Origin of the sequence: Pseudomonas sp. B21-019 (assembly GCF_024749225.1) — a bacterium.
Lineage (GTDB): Bacteria > Pseudomonadota > Gammaproteobacteria > Pseudomonadales > Pseudomonadaceae > Aquipseudomonas.
Map to the genome: position 1 here is coordinate 6,115,655 of NZ_CP087193.1, position 21,075 is coordinate 6,136,729.

Consider the following 21,075-nt stretch of genomic DNA (forward strand, 5'->3'; position numbering starts at 1 on the left):
TTAGAAAACGGGTACGGGGTGCTCCCGTAACGCCGTCAGCAAGGCCGCGGCACTGGCGCCACGACAATCCACAACTGTTTGGGCCCCGGCGGCGCGTGCCAGCTCGGCGACCCTGGGGCTTGGAACAAACAACGGCAACCGCGCCATGATCGGCCAGGCATCGCCAGCCAATCGGTGCAGGTGCTCAAAACCCTGTCCACTGCTGACCACCAGCCCGTTCAAGCGTTCCGCCTCGATCCGCTCAGGCAGCGCTGCCGGTGGGTACTGCGGTAAGCCGCGTCGGTACAACTCCAGATACTCGACACTAGCACCAAGCTCGCGCAAACGCTCAGCCAGCAACTCGCGCCCACCCTCCCCACGCACGATCAACACCCGAGGATCGGGATGGGCGATAGCCTCGCGCAATCGTGGAAGTTCAAGCAAGGCTTCGCTATCATCACCGTCGGCCGGGAAACTCACATCCAGCCCGTTGGCCTCAAGGATCTGCGCCGTCGCCGCGCCGACGCTGAACCATGTCAGAACCGGTGGTTGCGGCCAATACTGGTGGAGCAGCTCTACAGCGATTCTGGCGGCCGGCTTGCTGACCACGATCACCGCGCAATAGCGATCCAGGTCCTGAATCACTGCGCGCATTGTGGCAGAGGCCGGCATCGGCTCGATGTCCAAAAGCGGCAAGCTGCTACTGAAAACCCCCGCGTCAGCCAGCACACGGGCAAGCACCGCCGATTCATCCGCAGGGCGCGTCAGCAGCAGGCGCCAGCCAGTCACTCGTGCCCAGCCTCGCCATAGACTGCTTTGAGAATGGCGTCGGCGCCCTGACTCAGCAGGTCTTCGGCCACTTGCACGCCCAAGGCCTCGGCCTCGCTGCGTGGCGCTCGGGCCTCGGCGCAGAGCAGCAGGCCGCCGTTCGGATCGCCCACCAAACCACGCAACCAGATCTGCTCGCCTTCAAGCACGGCGTAGCAGGCGATCGGCACCTGGCAGCCGCCATTCAGATGTTTGTTGAGGGCACGTTCAGCGGTCACGCGGATGGCCGTATCCTGGTGATGCAGCGGCGCGAGCAGTGCATGAATCTCAGTGTCGGCGCTACGGCACTCGATACCGACCGCGCCCTGGCCACCGGCCGGCAGGCTGTCATCGACACTGATGGCCGAGGTGATGCGGTCTTCGAAGCCCAAACGAATCAAACCCGCCGCGGCGAGGATGATGGCGTCGTATTCGCCGGCATCGAGCTTGGCCAGGCGCGTGTTGACGTTGCCGCGCAGGAAGCGGATTTCCAGGTCCGGGCGACGGGTCAGCAACTGAGCCTGGCGGCGCAGGCTGGAGGTGCCGACGATTCTGCCTGGCGGCAACTCATCCAGGCTGGCGAAGGTATTGGAGACAAATGCATCGCGCGGGTCTTCGCGCTCGCAGATGCAGAACAGACCGAGGCCTTCGGGGAAGTCCATCGGCACGTCTTTCATCGAATGCACGGCGATGTCGGCTTCGTTTTCCAGCAGCGCGGTTTCCAGCTCCTTGACGAACAGGCCCTTGCCGCCGATTTTCGACAGGGGCGAATCGAGCAGCTTGTCGCCGCGACTGACCATGGGCACCAGTGTCACGAGCAGGCCCGGATGGGCCTGTTCCAGACGAGCCTTGACGTATTCGGCCTGCCACAGGGCGAGAGCACTTTTGCGGGTGGCGATGCGGATTTCGCGAGAGGACATGGATCAATCCGTACTGAATAGATACGGCAGATAATAACAGCTCAGCCAAATCCACTTTGACTTGTATCAGAAACTGCATGGCCTCCCTGGCCCTCAAGGTCCGAAAACAGGGTAGAAATCCGCCCTGAATGGCGGATTAAAGCTGCTGCATCATTTTGCGCACGCCGGCCACATGGCGTCGGCTGACGATCAGGGCGTCGCCGTTCAGGCCTTTGAGAAACAGCTGGAAATGCCCCAGGGGGGTGCGTTGCAGCCGTTCAATGCGTTCGCGGGCGACCAGTGCGTTGCGGTGGATCCGCACGAAACGGTCGCCGAACTCGTCTTCGAGGGCCTTGAGTGGCTCATCCAGCAGCACTTCGCCACCTTCATGGCGCAAGGTCACGTACTTGTGGTCGGCAATAAAGTAGACCACCTGGCCCAACGGGATCAGTTCAATACCTTTACGGGTGCGGGCGCTGATATGGCTGCGTGGGCCGCTGCCGGTTTCGGCGGCAGGACGAGTCAAGGCTGCGAGCTGGACACGATTGGGGCGCTCGGCTTTTTTCAATGCTTCATGTAACTGTTCTGTGCGCACTGGCTTCACCAGATAGCCCACGGCGCTGGCCTGTAGGGCTTCCACGGCAAATTCATCGGGCCCTGTGCAAAACACCACGGCGGGCGGGGTTTCGCGTTCGCACAATCGTGCCGCCACTTGCAGGCCATCGAGGCCCGGCATGCGAATATCGAGCAGTACGATATCCGGCTTGTGGCTGTCGATCAGTGCCAATGCCTCTTCGCCATTCGTGGCGCTGGGCTCCAGGACGTTGTATCCCTCGAGTTCGCCGACCATTCGGCTCAGGCGCTCGCGGGCCAGGGGTTCGTCATCAACGATCAGGACATTCATATTGCGCTGGATTCCTGCGTGAGTCTCGCACAAAGATAGCGTAGACAGGTGAAGTGACGTCCGTCACCGCGATCCACGCTAAGACTAGCGCGAGGGCCAAAAAGTGCCGCAAGACCGGCGGCTAAATTTTCATCTGCCGGGTGACTGACGGCCCAGGCCCGCGTTGGCGAGGCATCGCCATAGGGTTTGCTGATACACAATATGAACACCCCTCTTCTCTCTATAGTCAGCTGCAGCATCGAGAAGTGCGCTGATCCTACTGTCCAACTGTAGACGGTTGCCGCGACGATATTGCTCAAATGAGAAATATCGTTGCGCAATTTGCGCATCGCTGGCTTCGAGTATGGATCGCCCCATGAGAAAAAAACGTATCGACCAGTGTCAGCGACAGGATTGGCAACCCTGTTATTATCCGCGTCAGCGTTCCACGCCATCTTTCTTCAAGCCGATACGAGCGAATTCATGAGCACTGACAAGACCAATCAGTCCTGGGGCGGCCGCTTCAGTGAACCCGTCGACGCCTTCGTTGCCCGCTTCACCGCCTCCGTCACCTTCGACCAGCGCCTGTATCGCCACGACATCATGGGCTCGATCGCCCACGCCACGATGCTGGCCAAGGTCGGCGTGCTGACCGATGCCGAGCGCGACAGCATCATCGATGGCCTGAAGACCATCCAGGGTGAAATCGAGGCCGGCCAGTTCGACTGGCGCATCGACCTCGAAGACGTGCATATGAACATCGAGGCGCGCCTGACCGACCGCATCGGCGTGACCGGTAAAAAGCTGCACACCGGCCGTAGCCGCAACGACCAGGTCGCCACCGACATTCGTCTGTGGCTGCGTGACGAGATCGACCTGATCCTGGCCGAGATCACCCGCCTGCAAAAAGGCTTGCTGGAGCAGGCCGAGCGCGAAGCCGGCAGCATCATGCCAGGCTTCACCCACCTGCAAACCGCGCAGCCGGTGACTTTCGGGCACCACATGCTGGCCTGGTTCGAAATGCTCAGCCGCGACTACGAGCGCCTGGTGGACTGCCGCAAGCGTACCAACCGCATGCCGCTGGGCAGCGCTGCACTGGCTGGCACCACCTACCCGATCGACCGCGAGTACACCGCACAGTTGCTGGGCTTCGACGCTGTTGGCGGCAACTCCCTGGACAACGTGTCCGATCGCGACTTCGCCATCGAGTTCTGCTCGGCCGCGAGCATCGCGATGATGCACTTGTCGCGGTTCTCCGAAGAGCTCGTGCTGTGGACCAGCGCGCAGTTCCAGTTCATCGATCTGCCGGACCGGTTCTGCACCGGTAGCTCGATCATGCCGCAAAAGAAAAACCCGGACGTGCCGGAGCTGGTTCGCGGCAAGACTGGCCGGGTATTTGGCGCGCTGATGGGCCTGCTGACCCTGATGAAAGGCCAGCCCCTGGCCTACAACAAGGACAACCAGGAAGACAAGGAACCGCTGTTCGACGCCGCCGACACCCTGCGCGACTCGCTGCGGGCCTTTGCCGACATGATCCCGGCGATCAAGCCCAAGCACGCGATGATGCGCGAAGCGGCCCTGCGCGGCTTCTCGACCGCCACCGACCTGGCCGACTACCTGGTACGCCGCGGCTTGCCGTTCCGTGATTGCCACGAGATCGTTGGCCACGCGGTGAAGTACGGCGTAGACAGCGGCAAGGACCTGGCGGAAATGAGCCTGGAAGAACTGCGCAAGTTCAGCGACCAGATCGAGCAGGACGTGTTTGCCGTGCTGACCCTGGAAGGTTCGGTGAATGCCCGTGACCATATCGGCGGAACCGCGCCGGCACAGGTCAAGGCTGCCGTGGCTCGCGGTCAGGCATTGCTCGCCAGCCGTTAAAAGCTTCGCGGGCAAGTCGGATCGCCGCACCGCTCGCGCCTACAGGGGACCGTACCCCTCAGGCGCGAGACTTGCCCGCGAAGGCATTTTCAAGATCGTTACACAATCTATTTCTTCGACGCGATCATCTCCAGAAACGCGGGCATTGATGCGTCCTTGTCTGCCGCAATTCGCTGCACGTTCGGATTCTGCCCCAGACGCTCCAGCAGCGCCTTGGCCGCCGGCATCTCAGCCAACGGATCGATATCGAACAGCTTCTGCGCCACGGCACAAGCCATCGGCACGCTGTACAGGAAATACAAATCCGCAATGCTGAGACGGTCGCCCGCCACGTAAGGGGCGAACTTGCCGTGCCTGCCCAGTGAGGCGAACCCCAGCAGCAACTCGGCCTTGGTCTTGTCCTTGATCGCCTCCGGCACTGACATGCCGAAAAACGCTTCGGGGTAGCAGGCGCGCGCCGGCAGTTCGATGTACAACTCGATTTCCTTGGCCAAAGCCAGCGCCTGCGCTCGCTCGAAGGGCTCGCTCGGCAGCAGCGGTGTGCCTTTCTGGCTCTGCTCGAGGTACTCGAGAATCACGCTGGTTTCGTTGACGAAACCTTGCTCGACGCCCAGTACCGGAACCTTGCCGCGCGGGCTGATGGCCAGCGCCTCGGGGCTGGTGCCTGGGTAAAACGGCACTTCTTCAAACGACAGTCCCTTCTCCAGCAACGCCAGCTTGACCATGTTGTAATAGTTGCTGACGCAAAATCCATAAAGCTTGAGCATTACATAGCCTCCAGGCCGTGCAGGGGGTTGGCAGCGCCAGTTATAGAACGCCCAGGCACTTCTTGCCAGCAGCATCACAATGCTGAATGCAGGTAAACTGGCCGCCTTTCCTTGAGGAGCCTGCCATGAGCGAGCCAAACGACATCGACAACGACGAAGAAGAATTCGCCGAAACGACGCTGATCGAAGCAATCGAAAACCAGATCGAAAGCGACAACCCGCCAGCGGCCAAGGCAACCTTCAACAAGCTGACCCTGGTGGGTTACGAACGTGAAGAAATCCTCAACCTGATGGCCCATGTGCTGGCCTACGAGATCGACGCCATGCTCGATGAGGACCGTGCATTCGACACCGAATGGTATGAAACGGCGCTGCGCGCACTGCCAGAGTTGCCGCCGGAAAAGCAATAACCCCGCCCCCCCTGTAGGAGCGCGCTCGCTCCTACAGAAACCACCCCCGCTGTCCGTATCACCCTCCGGGGAATGCCTCTCGGGGAGAAAAACCCTGTTGCCAGCACTGGACATGCCTCACCGACGGGTTCACCTTAGGGGCGCTATCGTCTAATTCCTAGAAAGTCTGGAGTCCTTATGTCGCTTACCCCTGAGTTGGTTGCCGAACTGGAAATCCTCGCACTCTTCAACCTGGACAGTTCCCAGGAAGGTTTGAAAATTCATCAGACCGCTGCCCCGAAAGCCATTGCCGCCGCACAAAGACTGTTCGACAAAGAATTGATCACCCAGCCCGATGGCGGTTACCTGACCAGCCTGGGGCGTGACGCCGCACAAAATGTGCAGACCGTTCTCACCATTCTGTCCGTGCGGGAAACAGCCTGAGCATCACTGCATAGCCCACGGAAAGCTCTGTCACGGGATTTCCGCGGGCACACTTGATGACTGGCCCTGTTACCTGCCGTCGCCAAACGATAGAAATCTGACGCCAGGAAAACAAAATCAGCTTAAAAGTCCCGGGGCCGAGGCGCTAAACTGCCCCTCACCCTGAGCCCTCCTACGTCCGAGCCCCGCGAGCCGGATTGAGCTGACATGACCCGCACCCATGAAATCCGCCCCGATCTGGACGAGGGAATCGACCGCAAGGTTCTCAGCCAGCTGCGCGCCCGTTTCCTGAAGCTCAACGAGGGCCGCATGGCCCGCGCCATGGAAGGGTTGTCGACCCGCCAGCAAACGGTGCTGACCCTGTTGCCGCTGTTTTTCCACGTCAATCATCCGCTGTTGCCGGGTTACGTTTCGGGTAGCACCCCGGCCGGGTTGTCGAATTACGAACCCGACACCAACACCCTCGCCGAAGCCCAACGCCTGACCCGCTCGTTTTCCTACAAGCCGCGCCATGGCAGCAATCCGCCGCGCCCCATTCACGGCCTGTTCCTGATGGGCAGTCTCGGCACCCTGGCCCAGGCCGATCAGAGCGACATGGACGTGTGGGTCTGTCATGGGCCGGACCTGAGCGAAAGCGAGCTCGCTGAACTGCGCAAGAAATGCCAGTTGCTGGAAGTCTGGGCCGCCAGCCAGGGCGCCGAGGCGCACTTTTTCCTGATCGACCCGGCCCGTTTCGTGCTCGGCGAGCGCGATACGCAGTTGAGCTCGGAAGACTGTGGCACCACCCAGCACTATCTGCTGCTGGACGAGTTCTATCGAACCGCGATCTGGCTGGCCGGACGCACCCCCATCTGGTGGCTGGTGCCGGTCTACGAAGAGGCTGCGTACGACCGTTACACCCACACGTTGCTTTCCAAACGCTTCATCCGTACCGACGAAACACTGGACCTGGGGCATCTGGCGCACATCCCGCCCGGGGAATTCATCGGTGCCGGGCTCTGGCAGTTGTTCAAAGGCATCGAATCGCCCTACAAATCAGTGCTAAAACTGCTGCTGACCGAGGTCTACGCCAGTGAACACCCGAAAGTCCACTGCCTGAGCCTGCGTTTCAAACAGGCGGTGTTTGCCAATCGACTGGACCTCGATGAACTGGACCCGTACATGGTGGTTTACCGGCGCATCGAGGAATACCTCACGGCTCGGGGCGAACCGGAGCGGCTCGAACTGGTACGCCGTGCGCTGTACCTGAAGGTCAATCGCAAGCTCACCGGCAGCAGCGGTCGAACCCAGAGCTGGCAGCGTTCGCTGCTCGAACGCCTGGCCCACGAATGGCATTGGGATCAGCGTCAGTTGGCGTTGCTCGACAGCCGCAGCCAGTGGAAAGTCCGCCAGGTCAGCGCCGAGCGCCGTGCCTTGGTCGGCGAACTGAATTACAGCTACCGCTTCCTGACACAGTTTGCCCGTAACGAGCAGACCGTCAGCCTGATCAACAAGCGCGACCTCAATGTGCTGGGCCGGCGGTTGTACGCGGCCTTCGAGCGCAAGGCCGACAAGGTCGAATGCATCAACCCGGGCATCGCCCCCGATCTGGCCGAAGACACCCTGACGCTGGTGCAGGCCCCGAATAAGAGAGAGCCGGGGCAAACCCAATGGGGTTTGTACAACGGCAGCCTGACCGCTCATGAGTGGGAGCATTTCGCGCCGATCAAGCGCAGCCGCCAGTTACTCGAACTGCTCACCTGGTGTCACCGTAACGGCGTGATCGACAGCAGCACCCGCCTGGCCCTGCACCCCGGCACCAGCGACTTGAGCGAGTTCGAACTGTTCAACCTGCTCGGCAGCCTGCAGCAAAGCATCGCCCTGCCCCTGATCACCGTCGCCGAAGAGCCTTTGCTGCGCGCCAGCGTGCCGAGCGAAATACTGATTCTGGTGAACGTCGGCGTCGATCCGCTCAAGCACCATCGCGACATGAACATCCTGATGACCACCGAGCGCACCGATTCCCTGAGCTACGCCGGCGTGCGGGAAAATCTGGTGCTGACCCTGGATCAGGTCACGCTCAACAGCTGGAACGAAGTGCTGGTCAGCCGCTTTGACGGCCCCCATGCCCTGCTCGACTGCCTGCGCGATTACCTCAACAACCTGCCGGACGGGCCACAGCAGCCCAAGCTGCGGGTGCGTTGCTTCTGCCACAACCGCGCGCAATTCATTGCCCGACGGGTCGAGGAAGTTCTCGATACCGCGCAAAACCTGCTGCTGAGCAAACTCAATCATCGTTACCTGATTCAGGTCCAGCAGCATTACCACGTGCTGGAGCTGGTGCCCGGCCAGGTCAATCACGTTGCCCTCGCCACGCTGCCGGCGCTGCTCGACTACCTCGGCGAAGAGCTGGCGAGCTACAGCCCGCTGCATCTGGACCCGATGGCACTGGAAGACCACGACCTGGCGCTGATCCTGCCCATGGGGCAACCCGACTGCGTTCAGGTGTTCTACCGGATCAACGAACACCAGGCCGATATGTACGTACTGGATGAGTTCAATGCCTTGTGGCAACAACGCTTGCCCTATCACGACGAACAGAGCCTGCTGGTGCCGCTGCAACGTTTCCTGCAGTCGATCCAGTACCGGCGCGACGCCTTGCTACCGATGGACGCCGCCCAGCCGCTGAGCCTGGAAACTTTGTATTACCAGTTGTTGCCTTCAGGCGCCGCGCGGGCGCGTCGGGTCGAAACCCGGCCAGCGCCGCAAACTCCGGTCAACAAACCGTTCTATGACGTGCAGGCGATCGTCGGCAAAGCCGCACCGGGACAGGTGCAAGTCACGTTGTATTGCAATCAGCGGGAATTTTCAGAGCTGGAACATGGCGACCAGCTGTTCAGCGTGGTCGCCCGGGAAATCGTCGAACAGCGCCGCGAGACCGAACGCTATCGCTGCTACATCACCGACCTGGACCTGTCGGGCCTGCTCGGTGATGGTCAGAGCTCAAGCAATTTGTATTTGCGCTACAAGGCCTACCTGGAGCGCGCATTGAACGAGGCGCTCGAGCAGGTCTGAGGGGTTTTATTCCGGGAAAGCGCCGCCATTGGCAGGTTGCGATTCGACTTCCAGCAGGGTCAGTTTGAGGGTCTTGCCACCCGGTGCCGGCCAGTCGATGTGCTGGCCAACCTTCAGGCCGAGCAACGCACTGCCCACCGGCGCCAGAATGGAAATCCTGCCTTCGTCGGCGTTGGCATCCTTGGGGTAGACCAGGGTCAGGTGGTAGTCCTTGCCACTGCTTTCTTCGCGGCAATGCACTTTAGAATTCATGGTCACGACATCGGCCGGCACCTCTTCGTGACCGACCAGGGTATCGGCGCGATCCAGTTCGGTTTGCAGCGCGATAACGCCCGGCAGCGAGTCATCCAGGCTGTCGATCAGGCGCTCCAGACGTTGCACGTCCAGACGGGTAAGGGTGATGGAAGGTGCGGTCATGATCAGGGCAGACTCCTTTCTTCTGCACGAAAAAAGCAAAACCCCGCCAGAAAAAGGCGGGGTTTTCACGAGCCTCGATGGGTTGAGGCGTATCTGGACACTATCACAGCTCAATAAATAAACAAGCCGGGGGGGGGGCGACCACGGCCCAGCGCTGACATCTGTGGCGAGGGGGCTTGCCCCCGTTGGGTCGCGAAGCGGCCCCAAAAAGCTTACGACTGCCACGCAGCCGAACGGGGGCAAGCCCCCTCGCCACAAAAAGAGCCGTCGCCCCAACAGAGTGATTAGACCGAAGACTTGCGTTGTGCAGCCTGCACGCAAATCACCCGCCGCCGCTCATCATCGGCCGAGCGCCATTCACGGATATCTTCGACATGCCGAAAACACCCCAGGCAAACCTTCTGCTCATCCAGCCGGCACACACCGCTGCACGGCGAAGGCACTGCCGGGCTGACGTTGCTATAGAGCGGTTTGGGCGGGCGAACGGGCGCGGGCTGGGTCACGATCTCACAGACCTTCGAAATCGAGTTCAACGTCGGCTTGCTGCTTGACGATGCGCTCGAGCATCTCGCCCAGTTGCTCGTCGCTCTTGTCGCACATCCAGCGCTTGCTCTCTTCGTCGTAGTCGAAGTGGAAGCCACCCGACACCGCCGCCAACCACAATTGCCGCAACGGCTCCTGACGACTGAAGATCAACTGGCTGCCGTTTTCGAACTTGACGGTGAGCACACCGGCCGAGCTCTCCAGATCGATATCCAGGTCACTCTCATCGAAAATATCCTCCAGCGTCTGCTGGGTGGCATCGACCAGGTCGTGAAAACGGGCTTCAGTCAAACTCATTACGGGAACCTCAAAAAGTGTCTACTCACGCTCAAGCGCCGCAAGATACGGGCGAGCCCCGATGATTGCAAAGAATAACCACCAAGGACGAGGTGCGGTACGAAATATCCCTGCGCAACGCAGGACAAGTTACTGCGCCACAGTCAAAGGCCCGCCGGACGGGAGCCGCGTCACATAGGCAAGCTGCCGGGTGGCCGGTATACTCCGGCGCAATTAACGCATTTTCAAGGATTTCGCCATGAAGCGCCTGATCTCTTCCCTTGCTGCGCTCGTCGCGGTTGCCTGCCTGGTATCGGCCTGTGGTCAAAAAGGCCCGCTGTACCTGCCCGATGACAGCCAGGATCCTGCAGAGCAGGCCAAGTCGTCGCAACAGTCTCCGTCGAAAGCACACAAACACGACGTCTACCAATAAGGGAACGCCATGGACGCTTTTAACTACCGTGACGGTGAGCTGTTCGCGGAAGGTGTTGCCCTGTCCGCCATCGCCGAACGCTTTGGTACACCGACCTACGTCTACTCCCGTGCCCACATCGAAGCCCAGTATCTGGCTTACGCCGATGCGCTGGCCGGCACGTCGCACCTGGTCTGCTTTGCGGTCAAGGCCAACTCCAACCTGGGTGTACTGAATGTCCTGGCCCGTTTGGGTGCCGGTTTCGACATCGTTTCCCGTGGCGAGCTGGAGCGTGTACTGGCCGCTGGCGGCCGCGCCGACAAGATCGTGTTCTCCGGTGTCGGCAAGACCCGTGACGACATGCGTCGCGCCCTGGAAGTCGGCGTGCACTGCTTCAACGTCGAATCCACCGACGAGCTCGAGCGTCTGCAAGTAGTCGCCGCCGAGCTGGGCGTTCGCGCGCCGATCTCGCTGCGCGTCAACCCGGACGTCGATGCCGGCACGCACCCGTACATTTCCACCGGCCTCAAAGAAAACAAGTTCGGCATCGCCATCGCCGACGCCGAAGACGTGTATGTCCGCGCCGCGCAACTGCCTAACCTGGAAGTGGTCGGCGTCGATTGCCACATCGGTTCGCAACTGACCACCCTGCCACCCTTCATCGATGCCCTCGACCGCCTGCTGGGCCTGGTCGACCGCCTCGGCGATTGCGGCATTTACCTGCGCCACATCGATCTGGGTGGCGGTTTGGGCGTGCGTTATCGCGATGAAGAGCCGCCATTGGCTGCCGACTACATCAAGGCCGTGCGCGAACGTCTCGACGGTCGTGACCTGGCGCTGGTGTTCGAGCCAGGCCGCTTCATCGTTGCCAACGCCGGCGTGCTGCTGACCCAGGTCGAGTACCTCAAGCACACCGAACACAAAGACTTCGCCATCGTCGATGCGGCCATGAACGACCTGATCCGCCCGGCGCTGTACCAGGCCTGGATGGACGTTACCGCCGTGCGCCCTCGCGATACCGCCGCGCGTGCCTACGACATCGTCGGCCCGATCTGCGAAACCGGCGACTTCCTGGCCAAGGACCGTCAGCTGGCGCTGGAAGAAGGCGACCTGCTGGCCGTGCATTCGGCCGGTGCCTACGGGTTTGTCATGAGTTCCAACTACAACACTCGCGGCCGCGCCGCTGAAGTGTTGGTGGACGGTGATCAGGCAATCGAAGTGCGTCGCCGCGAGACGGTAGCCGAGTTGTTTGCTGGCGAAAGCCTGCTGCCGGAGTAACCCCATGCTGCTGCGTTTTACCAAGATGCACGGCCTGGGCAATGACTTCATGGTTCTCGACCTGGTCAGCCAGCACGCGCACATTCTGCCCAAGCATGCCAAGCAATGGGGCGACCGGCACACCGGCATCGGGTTCGACCAGTTGCTGATCGTCGAGGCGCCCAGCAACCCGGACGTGGATTTCCGCTATCGGATCTTCAACGCCGACGGCTCCGAAGTGGAACAGTGCGGTAACGGTGCACGCTGCTTCGCCCGCTTCGTGCTCGACAAGCGCCTGACCGCCAAGCGGCAGATTCGCGTCGAGACCAAAAGCGGCATCATCGAACTGGACATCCGCAACGATGGCCAGATCAGCGTCAACATGGGCGCCCCGCGCCTGGTGCCGGCCGAGATTCCGTTCGAAGCCCCGAGCCAGGCCGTGAGCTATCAGGTCGACGTCGATGGCGCCCCGGTTGAACTGGCCGCAGTGTCCATGGGCAACCCCCATGCCGTGTTGCGGGTCAGCGATATCAACAATGCACCGGTGCATGAACTGGGGCCGAAAATCGAACATCACCCGCGCTTCCCGGCGCGGGTCAATGTCGGTTTTCTCCAGGTCATCGACCGGAACCGCGCGCAGTTGCGCGTCTGGGAACGCGGGACCGGGGAAACCCAGGCCTGCGGCACCGGCGCCTGTGCCGCCGCAGTGGCCGCGATCAGCCAGGGGTGGATGGATTCGCCGCTATTGATCGACCTGCCCGGCGGGCGCCTGTCCATTGAATGGGCAGGCCCTGGCCAACCGGTCATGATGACCGGCCCGGCAGTACGCGTATACGAAGGACAAGTGCGTCTTTGAGTGAGCGAAATCCATGACCGACAAGCCCCAGGTTCCCGCCCTACAGCCCGACGAATCCCCTTCCGAAAGCCTTGAGGCGGCGGCGATTGCCGCGTACCTGGAGGCTCATCCGGATTTCTTCATCGAGCACGAAGAACTGCTCCCGGCCCTGCGCATTCCGCACCAGCGTGGCGACACCATTTCGCTGGTCGAACGCCAGATGACGATTCTGCGCGATCGCAACATCGAGTTGCGTCATCGCCTCTCGCACCTGATGGATGTGGCCCGCGACAACGATCGCCTGTTCGACAAGACCCGCCGTCTGATTCTCACATTGATGGACGCAACCAGCCTGGAAGACGTGGTGATCAGCGTCGAAGACAGCCTGCGCCAGGACTTTCAGGTGCCCTTCGTCAGCCTGATCCTGCTGGGCGACAACCCGATGCCGGTAGGCCGCTGGGTCACCCATGCCGACGCACAAACTGCCATCGGCGGCCTGCTCTCGGAAGACAAAAGCGTCTGCGGCAGCCTGCGTGAGCATGAACTGGACTTCCTGTTCGGCGAAGAACAGCGCAAGCAGATCGGCTCCACCGCCGTCGTCGCCATCAGCCACCAGGGCATCCACGGTGTTCTGGCCATCGCCAGCCGCGATCCACAGCACTACAAGAGTTCGGTGGGCACGTTGTTCCTCAGCTACATCGCCGAAGTCATGGGCCGCGTGCTGCCACGGGTCAACAACTCCCTGCGCTCGGTTCGCTGATCGTGGAACGGCAACTGGACGCTTACTGCGAACACCTGCGCAGTGAGCGGCAAGTGTCGCCGCATACGCTGTACGCCTACCGCCGCGACCTCGACAAAGTACTTGGCTGGTGCGTCAAACAGAACATCGGCAGTTGGGCCGCGCTGGACATCCAGCGGCTGCGCAGCCTGATCGCTCGCTTGCATGCACAAGGCCAATCGTCCCGCAGCCTGGCGCGACTGCTCTCGGCGGTGCGCGGGCTCTATCACTATCTGAACCGTGAAGGCCTGTGCGACCACGACCCGGCCAATGGCCTGGCACCGCCCAAGGGCGAACGCCGCCTGCCGAAAACCCTCGACACTGACCGTGCGCTGCAACTGCTGGAAGGCGCGGTAGAGGATGATTTTCTGGCGCGTCGGGATCAGGCGATTCTGGAACTGTTCTATTCCTCCGGCTTGCGCCTTTCCGAACTGACCGGGCTCAACCTCGATCAGCTGGACCTGGCTGACGGCATGGTTCAGGTCCTCGGTAAAGGCAGCAAGACCCGACTGTTGCCGGTCGGCAAAAAGGCTCGCGAAGCATTGGAACTATGGCTGCCGTTGCGGGCCATGACCAACCCGGCAGACGACGCAGTGTTTGTCAGCCAGCAAGGTCGGCGCCTCGGCCCTCGGGCGATTCAGGTGCGGGTCAAGGCCGCCGGCGAGCGCGAACTGGGGCAGAACCTGCACCCGCACATGTTGCGACACTCTTTCGCCAGCCATTTGCTGGAGTCCTCTCAGGACTTGCGCGCCGTGCAGGAGCTGCTCGGCCACTCGGACATCAAGACCACCCAGATCTACACCCACCTGGACTTCCAGCACCTGGCGACGGTCTACGACAGCGCCCATCCACGGGCCAAACGCATTAAAGGCGATGATTCATGACCATCCAACTGATCACTTTCGATCTCGACGACACCCTGTGGAACACCGCACCGGTAATCGCCAGCGCCGAAGCCATATTGCGTGAATGGCTGACCGAGCATGCGCCGAACCTGGGCGCGGTGCCGGTGGAGCATTTGTGGTCGATTCGCGAGCGGGTGTTGAGCAACGAGCCGAGCCTCAAGCACCGTATCAGCGCGCTGCGTCGGCGGGTGCTTTTCCATGCTCTGGAAGAGGCTGGTTACGACCATGGCCAAGCCTCAGACCTGGCTGATCAAAGTTTTGAAGTGTTTCTGCATGCCCGGCATCAGCTGGAAGTATTCCCCGAAGTCGAGCCGACGCTGGAGACGCTGGCCAAGCACTACGCCCTCGGTGTAGTGACCAACGGCAACGCCGATGTGCGCCGACTGGGCCTGGCGGATTACTTCAAGTTTGCCCTGTGCGCCGAAGACATCGGCATCGCCAAACCGGATGCGCGACTGTTTCATGAAGCGCTGCAACGTGGCGGCGCGACCGCTGAAACCGCGGTGCATATCGGCGATCATCCCGGCGATGACATTGCCGGTGCCCAGCAGGCTGGATTGCGAGCGATCTGGTTTAACCCGGCGGGCAAAGTGTGGGAAGCCGAGAAGGCGCCGGATGCCGAGATTCGCAGTTTGACCGAGTTGCCGGGGTTGTTGGCCCGCTGGAACTCAGCCGATATTTGAGGTGCTGCGATTTTTTGATTTTCGCCCATGAAAAAGCCCGCAGCGACGGCGGGCTTTTTCAGCAAGCAGGAAGCAGGCGCTTAGATAGGCCGGCTGCCGTACTTGTTATCAGGCTTCTTGGGAGGATCGGCGACCACATTGGCCTCCACTTCCTGCACCTTGCCACCCCGTGCCAGAAACTCTTCCATGGCCTTGGCCAGGGCATCGCGTTCCTTGTTCTTGGCTTCAACGCTCGGCAGCTCGTCGACCGATACCGCTGCCTTGGCTTTGCCTTTGGCAGTCGGAACCGGCACATCACCGCCGTCGTCTTCAGCGACGTCTTCAGCCGCCGCTTCCAAGCCTTCTTCGGTTTCGTCGTCGTCGCCTACTTCGAGGTCGTCGTTTTCCAGATCATCGTCGCTCATGTTCTACCTCATGACTTGCGAAAAGCAGATTAGTTATAGCCCAGCTTTGCCTCCTGTCGAAGGCTGCCGGAAAAAATTCAACCACCGCTGGTGACCAGCGGTTTATGCCCCTTCACCGTGCACGGTGGCGAGGACTTTACGAGCACCGCCATGATCACGGTGCTCGCCCAGATAAACGCCTTGCCAGGTTCCCAACGCCAGTCGGCCTGCCGAGATTGGCAAACTGAGCTGACAGCCAAGCACGCTGGCCTTGAAGTGCGCCGGGAGGTCGTCCTGGCCTTCGTCGTTATGCTCATAGTCGTCCGTTCCTTGTGGGATCAGACGATTGAAAAATCGTTCGAAGTCGCGACGTACCGCCGGATCGGCGTTTTCGTTGATGGTCAACGACGCCGAGGTATGCTGTAGCCACAAATGCAACAGACCGACCCGACACGCCTTGAGTTCAGGCAAGCCGGCGAGTAACTCGTCCGTTACCAGATGAAAGCCCCGGGGCCGTGCCCGCAGGGTAATCAGAGTCTGTTGCCACATACAGTTCTCCGCACGTTCGGGGCGCATTCTAGCGCGCTCTGGGAAAAAACAAAGGCCCTAATATTCCTTCAATCGTGTAAGCCATTGGCCGCAGAAAAACACCCGTTGTAAACGCCCCTGAACGTGTATGAAAAAACCTTTCAGCCTTTCCTTCACTGACAAAATCAAGACAAAAAAATACCCGGCAAGCCGGGCATTTTTTTATAGGCGTGCTTACAAGTTGTAGCCGCGTTCGTTGTGCAGCGCCAGATCGATGCCGACTGCCTCTTCTTCCTCGGTGATACGCAGACCCATGACAGCGTCCAGCACCTTGAGGATGATGAAGGTGACGATCGCGGTGTAGATCACCGTGAAGCCCACGCCTTTGCACTGAATCCAGACTTGAGCCGCGATGTCGGTGACGGTGCCGAAGCCACCCAGGGACGGTGCCGCGAACACACCCGTCAGGATCGCGCCGAGGATACCGCCGATACCGTGCACGCCGAAGGCGTCGAGGGAGTCGTCGTAACCCATTTTGCGTTTCAGGGTAGTCGCGCAGAAGAAGCACACCACGCCTGCTGCCAGACCGATGATCATCGAGCCCATCGGGCCAACGGTACCCGCCGCAGGAGTGATCGCAACCAGACCGGCCACCACGCCCGAAGCGATACCCAGTGCGCTAGGTTTGCCGTGGGTCAGCCACTCGGCAAACATCCAGCCCAAGGCTGCGGCGGCGGTAGCGATCTGAGTCACCAGCATGGCCATACCGGCTGTGCCGTTGGCTGCGGCAGCGGAACCGGCGTTGAAACCGAACCAGCCAACCCAGAGCATCGCGGCACCCATCAGGGTATAGCCGAGGTTGTGCGGAGCCATCGGGGTGGTTGGGAAGCCTTTACGCTTGCCCAGTACCAGACAGGCGATCAGCCCGGCCACACCGGCGTTGATGTGCACCACGGTGCCGCCTGCGAAGTCGAGCACGCCCCAGTCGCCCAACAGCGAACCCGGACCGCTCCAGACCATGTGCGCAATCGGCGCGTAAACCAGGGTGAACCAGATCCCCATGAACACCAGCATTGCGGAGAACTTCATCCGCTCGGCGAAAGCACCGACGATCAGCGCGGGGGTGATGATGGCGAAGGTCATCTGATAGGTGACAAACACCGCCTCGGGAAACAGCGCCGCGGGGCCGGTAATACTGGCAGGCGTGATGCCGGCGAGGAATGCCTTGGCGAAGCTGCCGACAAACGAATTGAGGTTGACGACGTTAGCTTCCATACCCGTTGTGTCAAACGCCATGCTGTAGCCGTAAAGGAACCACAGGATGGTGACCAGGCCGGTAATGGCGAAGCATTGCATCATCAACGAAAGAACGTTTTTGGAACGAACCATGCCGCCGTAGAACAGCGCGAGGCCGGGGATGGTCATGAACAGCACAAGGGCTGTCGAGGTCATCATCCAGGCGGTATCGCCGGAATTGAGGACTGGAGGCGCCACCGGATCTGCCGCCATGGCCAGGCCAGGCATTACGATGGACAACAGGGCTCCTAGCCCTGCGAATTTACGCAGAGTCATTTTGTTTTCTCCTGGGGCGTTGGGTTTGTGGCGGCTTAGATTGCGTCGGTATCGGTTTCGCCGGTACGGATGCGAATCGCCTGTTCCAGATTGACCACGAAGATCTTGCCGTCACCGATCTTGCCGGTGTTGGCGGCCTTGGTTATCGCCTCGATAACCCGGTCCAGATCCTTGTCGTCAATGGCGACATCGATCTTCACCTTAGGCAGAAAATCGACCACGTACTCCGCGCCGCGATACAGCTCGGTGTGACCCTTCTGCCGACCGAAGCCTTTGACCTCAGTAACGGTAATGCCCTGCACGCCGATCTCGGACAGCGACTCGCGCACGTCGTCCAGTTTGAACGGCTTGATGATGGCAGTGACTAGCTTCATGAAAACTCTCTCCCGAATTGGTGGACTTGCCCCAGGAAAACAAACCCGACTCAAGTCTAAGCGCAGTGCCTGGCTTTGTAACGCATCGTCGGCCTTACCTGCCCATCCGACGCCAGCTAACCACTCCGCACGAAACTTCCCCCGTTCCGCTTGGCGCACTGCATTCGTCACAGCGACTGCATCAGTGCATGGGTCACCAGCGACTAAGCAGAAAGCTTGCCATCTATCCAAAACCCATTGATTTCAAGCCCTTGGCCGCTGCCACAGGCCCTTCCAGTCGATTGACGCAACGGTTACGCACAACAACAGTGCGCGACCGCCCACTCGTATGCGCGAAAAGCGTGCATCCCAGCCGCCGAGATTGACTATAGACACTGCGTGATACACTGCCCGTCATTGTTGACAGGACATTTCCCATGCTCGCGCCAAAAGACTTCCTCGACGCCCTGAGCGGCACCGCCTCCCGCCTCTTCAGCGGCGACACCCCACTGCCGAAAAGCGAAATCGAAAGCCAGTTCAAGGCCCTGCTGCAAAGCGGCTTCAGCAAACTGGATCTGGTAAGCCGTGAAGAATTCGACAGCCAGATGGTCGTGCTCACACGGACACGCGCCCGGTTGGAGAGCCTTGAAGCGAAAGTGGCGGAGCTGGAAGCGAAGCTCAATCCACCCACCGAATAACCCCGCCGGTTCCCTTGGCAATGGGATCTACTGTGGGGGCGAGCCTGCTCGCGATTAGAGTCACCACGGTGTTCCAGCCGCCCCGCGCTGGAACAACCGCCCCGTAGGAGCTGCCGAAGGCTGCGATCTTTTGATCTTAAGCCCCGCAAACATCCCGGCAACTTCCTCCGCCGCCGTCCGCTCAATGCCTCTTGGTGGAAGCGTGCTTCGCGGGTGATGCAAGCACCCGAAGCTCAACCACGCTCGATTTCGGCCCTGCGCTGATCGTAGGTCGATTGCAGGTTTAGCCAGAGTTCGGGCGTGGTGTTCAGGTAAATGGAAAGCCTCTCGGCAAGATCAGGGCCTACATCGCTCTCCTGCATCACAAGGGCACTCACCTCATCTCCAACCTCATTCAACGAGCTAGCCAAACCAGCCGCCGTAATGCCCATTGGCTCAAGAAACTCCTTTTCAAGGATTTCGCCAGGATGAATCGGCCGCATTCCAGAATTGCTCATCTCCCCTCCTGAGGGCTTGATCAACTGTGATCATAAGCAGCCACCCCGATCCGACAAGAGCGTCCGAGCTCTTTCACCGAAGTCCTTCATCTATCCAGGCCCGGTCCTACAAAAAAACTAGCTCCTCAGTTGATTACGCCCAAATACCAGCCGCGACGTAACCTGTGTAGCAGCTGCCGAAGGCTGGTACAGATTGCGTTACGACTTAACTGACTGGAATCAGCTCGCCCAGCAACATCCTGCGAAAGTTTGGTTACTCCGCCACAACGCTAAATCATCTGCCCACGACTACCCTTCAAAAACCCGCAGGAAGCGGTTCCCTGTCAGCTCAAGGAACGACCATGTCCCTATCCATCGTCCACAGCCGCGCCCAAGTCGGCGTGGATGCGCCCGCCGTCACCGTCGAAGTGCATCTGGCTAACGGCTTGCCGTCGCTGACCATGGTCGGGCTGCCCGAGGCGGCGGTGAAGGAAAGCAAGGACCGGGTACGCAGCGCGATCATCAATTCCGGCCTGCAATTTCCGGCACGGCGCATCACCTTGAATCTCGCCCCTGCCGATTTGCCGAAGGATGGCGGGCGATTCGATCTGGCGATTGCCTTGGGGATTCTGTCGGCCAGCGTGCAGGTGCCGACGTTGACGCTGGATGACGTGGAGTGCCTGGGAGAGCTGGCGCTGTCAGGCGCAGTGCGTGCGGTTCGCGGGGTGTTGCCGGCTGCGCTGGCGGCGCGCAAGGCCGGGCGCACGCTGGTAGTCCCACGAGCGAATGCCGAAGAGGCGTGCCTGGCTTCGGGGTTGAAGGTGATTGCGGTGGATCATCTGCTTCAAGCGGTCGCGCATTTCAATGGTCACACGCCCATCGAACCCTACGCTTCCAACGGTTTGCTCTACGCCAGCAAACCCTATCCCGACTTGAATGAAGTTCAGGGACAACTTGCGGCCAAGCGAGCCTTGCTGATTGCGGCGGCGGGGGCTCATAACCTGTTGTTCAGCGGGCCGCCGGGGACGGGAAAAACGTTGTTGGCGAGTCGTCTGCCGGGGCTGTTACCGCCATTGGTCGAGAGCGAAGCACTGGAAGTCGCGGCGATTCAATCGGTCGCCAGTTGTGTGCCGTTGAGTCATTGGCCACAGCGCCCCTTCCGACAGCCCCACCACTCCGCCTCAGGCCCTGCACTGGTAGGCGGCGGCTCGAAACCGCAACCCGGCGAAATCACCCTCGCCCACCATGGCGTGTTGTTCCTCGATGAGCTTCCAGAGTTTGATCGCAAGGTATTGGAGGTGTTGAGAGAGCCATTGGAATCCGGCCACATCGTGATTTCCCGCGCCAAGGACCGCGTACGCTTTCCGGCGCGCTTTCAACTGGTCGCCGCGATGAATCCCTGCCCCTGTGGATATCTTGGCGAGCCAAGTGGCCGTTGCTCCTGTACGCCGGACATGGTGCAGCGCTATCGCAACAAGCTGTCGGGGCCACTGCTGGACCGCATCGATCTGCACCTGACGGTTGCTCGGGAGGCTACGGCGCTGAACCCAGCGTCGAAGCCCGGCGACGACACCGCGACCTCGGCCGCGCTGGTCGCCGATGCACGGGAGCGGCAACAGAAACGCCAGGGCTGCGCCAATGCTTTTCTCGATTTACCGGGCCTGCGCAAGCACTGCAAGTTATCCACAGTTGACGAAACCTGGCTGGAAACGGCGTGTGAGCGACTGACTTTGTCCCTTCGTGCGGCCCATCGACTGCTCAAGGTCTCTCGCACTCTGGCAGACCTTGAACAAGTCGATGGCATCACCCGTGAACACCTGGCCGAAGCGCTGCAATATCGGCCAACAACACTCTAGTCC

General features: G+C 60.7%; 24 protein-coding genes. 12 read left to right on the forward strand and 12 right to left on the reverse strand.

From position 1 onward, the window contains the following. From LOY36_RS27585 to LOY36_RS27595, 3 genes are all read right to left on the reverse strand, one after another. Complete coding sequence (locus LOY36_RS27585; protein ID WP_258671596.1) at window positions 1-768, reverse strand: uroporphyrinogen-III synthase; 768 nt, start codon at window positions 766-768, stop codon at window positions 1-3. Further along, complete coding sequence (gene hemC / locus LOY36_RS27590; RefSeq protein WP_258671598.1) at window positions 765-1,706, reverse strand: hydroxymethylbilane synthase; 942 nt, start codon at window positions 1,704-1,706, stop codon at window positions 765-767. Before hemC ends, LOY36_RS27585 begins: the two co-directional genes overlap by 4 nt. A gap of 136 nt (window positions 1,707-1,842) precedes the next feature. Further along, window positions 1,843-2,589 (reverse strand): LytTR family DNA-binding domain-containing protein, encoded by a 747-nt coding sequence (locus tag LOY36_RS27595; protein WP_007899317.1) that lies wholly within the window; start codon window positions 2,587-2,589, stop codon window positions 1,843-1,845. Window positions 2,590-3,051: 462 nt separating this feature from the next. Here LOY36_RS27595 and argH point away from each other — a divergent pair, with 462 nt between their 5' ends. Beyond that, the gene (gene argH, locus LOY36_RS27600; protein WP_019580504.1) at window positions 3,052-4,446 is read left to right on the forward strand and encodes an argininosuccinate lyase; all 1,395 of its coding nucleotides are present in this window, start codon (window positions 3,052-3,054) and stop codon (window positions 4,444-4,446) included. A gap of 107 nt (window positions 4,447-4,553) precedes the next feature. Here argH and LOY36_RS27605 read toward each other — a convergent pair whose 3' ends face one another. Further along, window positions 4,554-5,213: a glutathione S-transferase family protein gene (locus LOY36_RS27605; protein WP_019650121.1), complete on the reverse strand. Its 660-nt coding sequence runs from the start codon at window positions 5,211-5,213 to the stop codon at window positions 4,554-4,556. A gap of 125 nt (window positions 5,214-5,338) precedes the next feature. Between LOY36_RS27605 and LOY36_RS27610 the strand changes: the two genes are divergently transcribed. From LOY36_RS27610 to LOY36_RS27620, 3 genes are all read left to right on the forward strand, one after another. Further along, the gene (locus LOY36_RS27610) at window positions 5,339-5,623 is read left to right on the forward strand and encodes a hypothetical protein (protein ID WP_018927538.1); all 285 of its coding nucleotides are present in this window, start codon (window positions 5,339-5,341) and stop codon (window positions 5,621-5,623) included. 177 nt (window positions 5,624-5,800) lie between these two features. Further along, entirely contained in the window at window positions 5,801-6,046 is a 246-nt protein-coding gene (locus LOY36_RS27615) for a TIGR02647 family protein (protein ID WP_007894898.1), read from the forward strand. 207 nt (window positions 6,047-6,253) lie between these two features. Next, a complete protein-coding gene (locus LOY36_RS27620) occupies window positions 6,254-9,100 on the forward strand; it encodes a class I adenylate cyclase (protein WP_258671600.1) in 2,847 nt (948 codons plus the stop codon). Between the two features lie 6 nt (window positions 9,101-9,106). On the opposite strand, the gene rnk is transcribed toward LOY36_RS27620, so the two are convergent. The 3 genes from rnk to cyaY all read right to left on the reverse strand — a co-directional run bounded on the left by rnk (window position 9,107) and on the right by cyaY (window position 10,357). Continuing rightward, window positions 9,107-9,517 carry a nucleoside diphosphate kinase regulator gene (gene rnk, locus LOY36_RS27625; RefSeq protein ID WP_007941285.1) on the reverse strand — a complete coding sequence of 137 codons (411 nt, stop codon included), beginning with the start codon at window positions 9,515-9,517 and terminating at the stop codon, window positions 9,107-9,109. A 284-nt stretch (window positions 9,518-9,801) separates the two neighbouring features. Then, window positions 9,802-10,020 (reverse strand): DUF1289 domain-containing protein, encoded by a 219-nt coding sequence (locus LOY36_RS27630; protein ID WP_258671601.1) that lies wholly within the window; start codon window positions 10,018-10,020, stop codon window positions 9,802-9,804. A 4-nt stretch (window positions 10,021-10,024) separates the two neighbouring features. Next, window positions 10,025-10,357: an iron donor protein CyaY gene (gene cyaY, locus LOY36_RS27635; RefSeq protein ID WP_018927535.1), complete on the reverse strand. Its 333-nt coding sequence runs from the start codon at window positions 10,355-10,357 to the stop codon at window positions 10,025-10,027. A gap of 238 nt (window positions 10,358-10,595) precedes the next feature. Here cyaY and lptM point away from each other — a divergent pair, with 238 nt between their 5' ends. Genes lptM through LOY36_RS27665 form a run of 6 tightly spaced genes read left to right on the forward strand, consistent with a single transcriptional unit; the run spans window position 10,596 to window position 15,206 of the window. Further along, the gene (gene lptM / locus LOY36_RS27640) at window positions 10,596-10,769 is read left to right on the forward strand and encodes an LPS translocon maturation chaperone LptM (protein WP_007941283.1); all 174 of its coding nucleotides are present in this window, start codon (window positions 10,596-10,598) and stop codon (window positions 10,767-10,769) included. A gap of 9 nt (window positions 10,770-10,778) precedes the next feature. Beyond that, window positions 10,779-12,026, forward strand: coding sequence for a diaminopimelate decarboxylase (gene lysA / locus LOY36_RS27645; protein WP_007941282.1), 1,248 nt, complete (start codon window positions 10,779-10,781; stop codon window positions 12,024-12,026). Window positions 12,027-12,030: 4 nt separating this feature from the next. After that, window positions 12,031-12,861: a diaminopimelate epimerase gene (gene dapF, locus LOY36_RS27650; RefSeq protein ID WP_258671602.1), complete on the forward strand. Its 831-nt coding sequence runs from the start codon at window positions 12,031-12,033 to the stop codon at window positions 12,859-12,861. 13 nt (window positions 12,862-12,874) lie between these two features. Further along, window positions 12,875-13,600 carry a DUF484 family protein gene (locus LOY36_RS27655; RefSeq protein ID WP_258671603.1) on the forward strand — a complete coding sequence of 242 codons (726 nt, stop codon included), beginning with the start codon at window positions 12,875-12,877 and terminating at the stop codon, window positions 13,598-13,600. A 2-nt stretch (window positions 13,601-13,602) separates the two neighbouring features. Beyond that, complete coding sequence (xerC, locus tag LOY36_RS27660; protein WP_018927532.1) at window positions 13,603-14,502, forward strand: tyrosine recombinase XerC; 900 nt, start codon at window positions 13,603-13,605, stop codon at window positions 14,500-14,502. Further along, on the forward strand, window positions 14,499-15,206 hold the full coding sequence (locus LOY36_RS27665) for an HAD family hydrolase (RefSeq protein ID WP_258671605.1): 708 nt from the start codon (window positions 14,499-14,501) through the stop codon (window positions 15,204-15,206). Before xerC ends, LOY36_RS27665 begins: the two co-directional genes overlap by 4 nt. Before the next feature lie 80 nt (window positions 15,207-15,286). Here the strand turns inward: LOY36_RS27665 and sutA are convergent, their stop codons facing one another. The 4 genes from sutA to glnK all read right to left on the reverse strand — a co-directional run bounded on the left by sutA (window position 15,287) and on the right by glnK (window position 18,063). Beyond that, complete coding sequence (gene sutA, locus LOY36_RS27670) at window positions 15,287-15,610, reverse strand: transcriptional regulator SutA (RefSeq protein WP_018927530.1); 324 nt, start codon at window positions 15,608-15,610, stop codon at window positions 15,287-15,289. Between the two features lie 102 nt (window positions 15,611-15,712). Beyond that, a complete protein-coding gene (locus LOY36_RS27675) occupies window positions 15,713-16,138 on the reverse strand; it encodes a secondary thiamine-phosphate synthase enzyme YjbQ (RefSeq protein WP_007941276.1) in 426 nt (141 codons plus the stop codon). Window positions 16,139-16,351: 213 nt separating this feature from the next. Next, on the reverse strand, window positions 16,352-17,689 hold the full coding sequence (locus LOY36_RS27680) for an ammonium transporter (RefSeq protein WP_018927528.1): 1,338 nt from the start codon (window positions 17,687-17,689) through the stop codon (window positions 16,352-16,354). Between the two features lie 35 nt (window positions 17,690-17,724). Then, complete coding sequence (gene glnK, locus LOY36_RS27685; RefSeq protein ID WP_002555808.1) at window positions 17,725-18,063, reverse strand: P-II family nitrogen regulator; 339 nt, start codon at window positions 18,061-18,063, stop codon at window positions 17,725-17,727. A gap of 416 nt (window positions 18,064-18,479) precedes the next feature. Here glnK and LOY36_RS27690 point away from each other — a divergent pair, with 416 nt between their 5' ends. After that, window positions 18,480-18,740: an accessory factor UbiK family protein gene (locus tag LOY36_RS27690; protein WP_258671606.1), complete on the forward strand. Its 261-nt coding sequence runs from the start codon at window positions 18,480-18,482 to the stop codon at window positions 18,738-18,740. 233 nt (window positions 18,741-18,973) lie between these two features. Here the strand turns inward: LOY36_RS27690 and LOY36_RS27695 are convergent, their stop codons facing one another. Then, complete coding sequence (locus tag LOY36_RS27695; protein ID WP_018927527.1) at window positions 18,974-19,237, reverse strand: HigA family addiction module antitoxin; 264 nt, start codon at window positions 19,235-19,237, stop codon at window positions 18,974-18,976. Between the two features lie 341 nt (window positions 19,238-19,578). Here LOY36_RS27695 and LOY36_RS27700 point away from each other — a divergent pair, with 341 nt between their 5' ends. Further along, on the forward strand, window positions 19,579-21,072 hold the full coding sequence (locus LOY36_RS27700; RefSeq protein ID WP_258671608.1) for a YifB family Mg chelatase-like AAA ATPase: 1,494 nt from the start codon (window positions 19,579-19,581) through the stop codon (window positions 21,070-21,072). Window positions 21,073-21,075: the final 3 nt, after the last annotated feature.

Coding starts and splice junctions, on each gene's coding strand:
- hemC (WP_258671598.1), bottom strand. CDS start 1,706: ATGTCCTCTCGCGAAATCCGCATCGCCACCCGCAAAAGTGCTCTCGCC.
- LOY36_RS27595 (WP_007899317.1), bottom strand. CDS start 2,589: ATGAATGTCCTGATCGTTGATGACGAACCCCTGGCCCGCGAGCGCCTG.
- argH (WP_019580504.1), top strand. CDS start 3,052: ATGAGCACTGACAAGACCAATCAGTCCTGGGGCGGCCGCTTCAGTGAA.
- LOY36_RS27605 (WP_019650121.1), bottom strand. CDS start 5,213: ATGCTCAAGCTTTATGGATTTTGCGTCAGCAACTATTACAACATGGTC.
- LOY36_RS27610 (WP_018927538.1), top strand. CDS start 5,339: ATGAGCGAGCCAAACGACATCGACAACGACGAAGAAGAATTCGCCGAA.
- LOY36_RS27615 (WP_007894898.1), top strand. CDS start 5,801: ATGTCGCTTACCCCTGAGTTGGTTGCCGAACTGGAAATCCTCGCACTC.
- LOY36_RS27620 (WP_258671600.1), top strand. CDS start 6,254: ATGACCCGCACCCATGAAATCCGCCCCGATCTGGACGAGGGAATCGAC.
- rnk (WP_007941285.1), bottom strand. CDS start 9,517: ATGACCGCACCTTCCATCACCCTTACCCGTCTGGACGTGCAACGTCTG.
- cyaY (WP_018927535.1), bottom strand. CDS start 10,357: ATGAGTTTGACTGAAGCCCGTTTTCACGACCTGGTCGATGCCACCCAG.
- lptM (WP_007941283.1), top strand. CDS start 10,596: ATGAAGCGCCTGATCTCTTCCCTTGCTGCGCTCGTCGCGGTTGCCTGC.
- lysA (WP_007941282.1), top strand. CDS start 10,779: ATGGACGCTTTTAACTACCGTGACGGTGAGCTGTTCGCGGAAGGTGTT.
- dapF (WP_258671602.1), top strand. CDS start 12,031: ATGCTGCTGCGTTTTACCAAGATGCACGGCCTGGGCAATGACTTCATG.
- LOY36_RS27655 (WP_258671603.1), top strand. CDS start 12,875: ATGACCGACAAGCCCCAGGTTCCCGCCCTACAGCCCGACGAATCCCCT.
- LOY36_RS27665 (WP_258671605.1), top strand. CDS start 14,499: ATGACCATCCAACTGATCACTTTCGATCTCGACGACACCCTGTGGAAC.
- sutA (WP_018927530.1), bottom strand. CDS start 15,610: ATGAGCGACGATGATCTGGAAAACGACGACCTCGAAGTAGGCGACGAC.
- LOY36_RS27675 (WP_007941276.1), bottom strand. CDS start 16,138: ATGTGGCAACAGACTCTGATTACCCTGCGGGCACGGCCCCGGGGCTTT.
- LOY36_RS27680 (WP_018927528.1), bottom strand. CDS start 17,689: ATGACTCTGCGTAAATTCGCAGGGCTAGGAGCCCTGTTGTCCATCGTA.
- glnK (WP_002555808.1), bottom strand. CDS start 18,063: ATGAAGCTAGTCACTGCCATCATCAAGCCGTTCAAACTGGACGACGTG.
- LOY36_RS27690 (WP_258671606.1), top strand. CDS start 18,480: ATGCTCGCGCCAAAAGACTTCCTCGACGCCCTGAGCGGCACCGCCTCC.
- LOY36_RS27695 (WP_018927527.1), bottom strand. CDS start 19,237: ATGAGCAATTCTGGAATGCGGCCGATTCATCCTGGCGAAATCCTTGAA.
- LOY36_RS27700 (WP_258671608.1), top strand. CDS start 19,579: ATGTCCCTATCCATCGTCCACAGCCGCGCCCAAGTCGGCGTGGATGCG.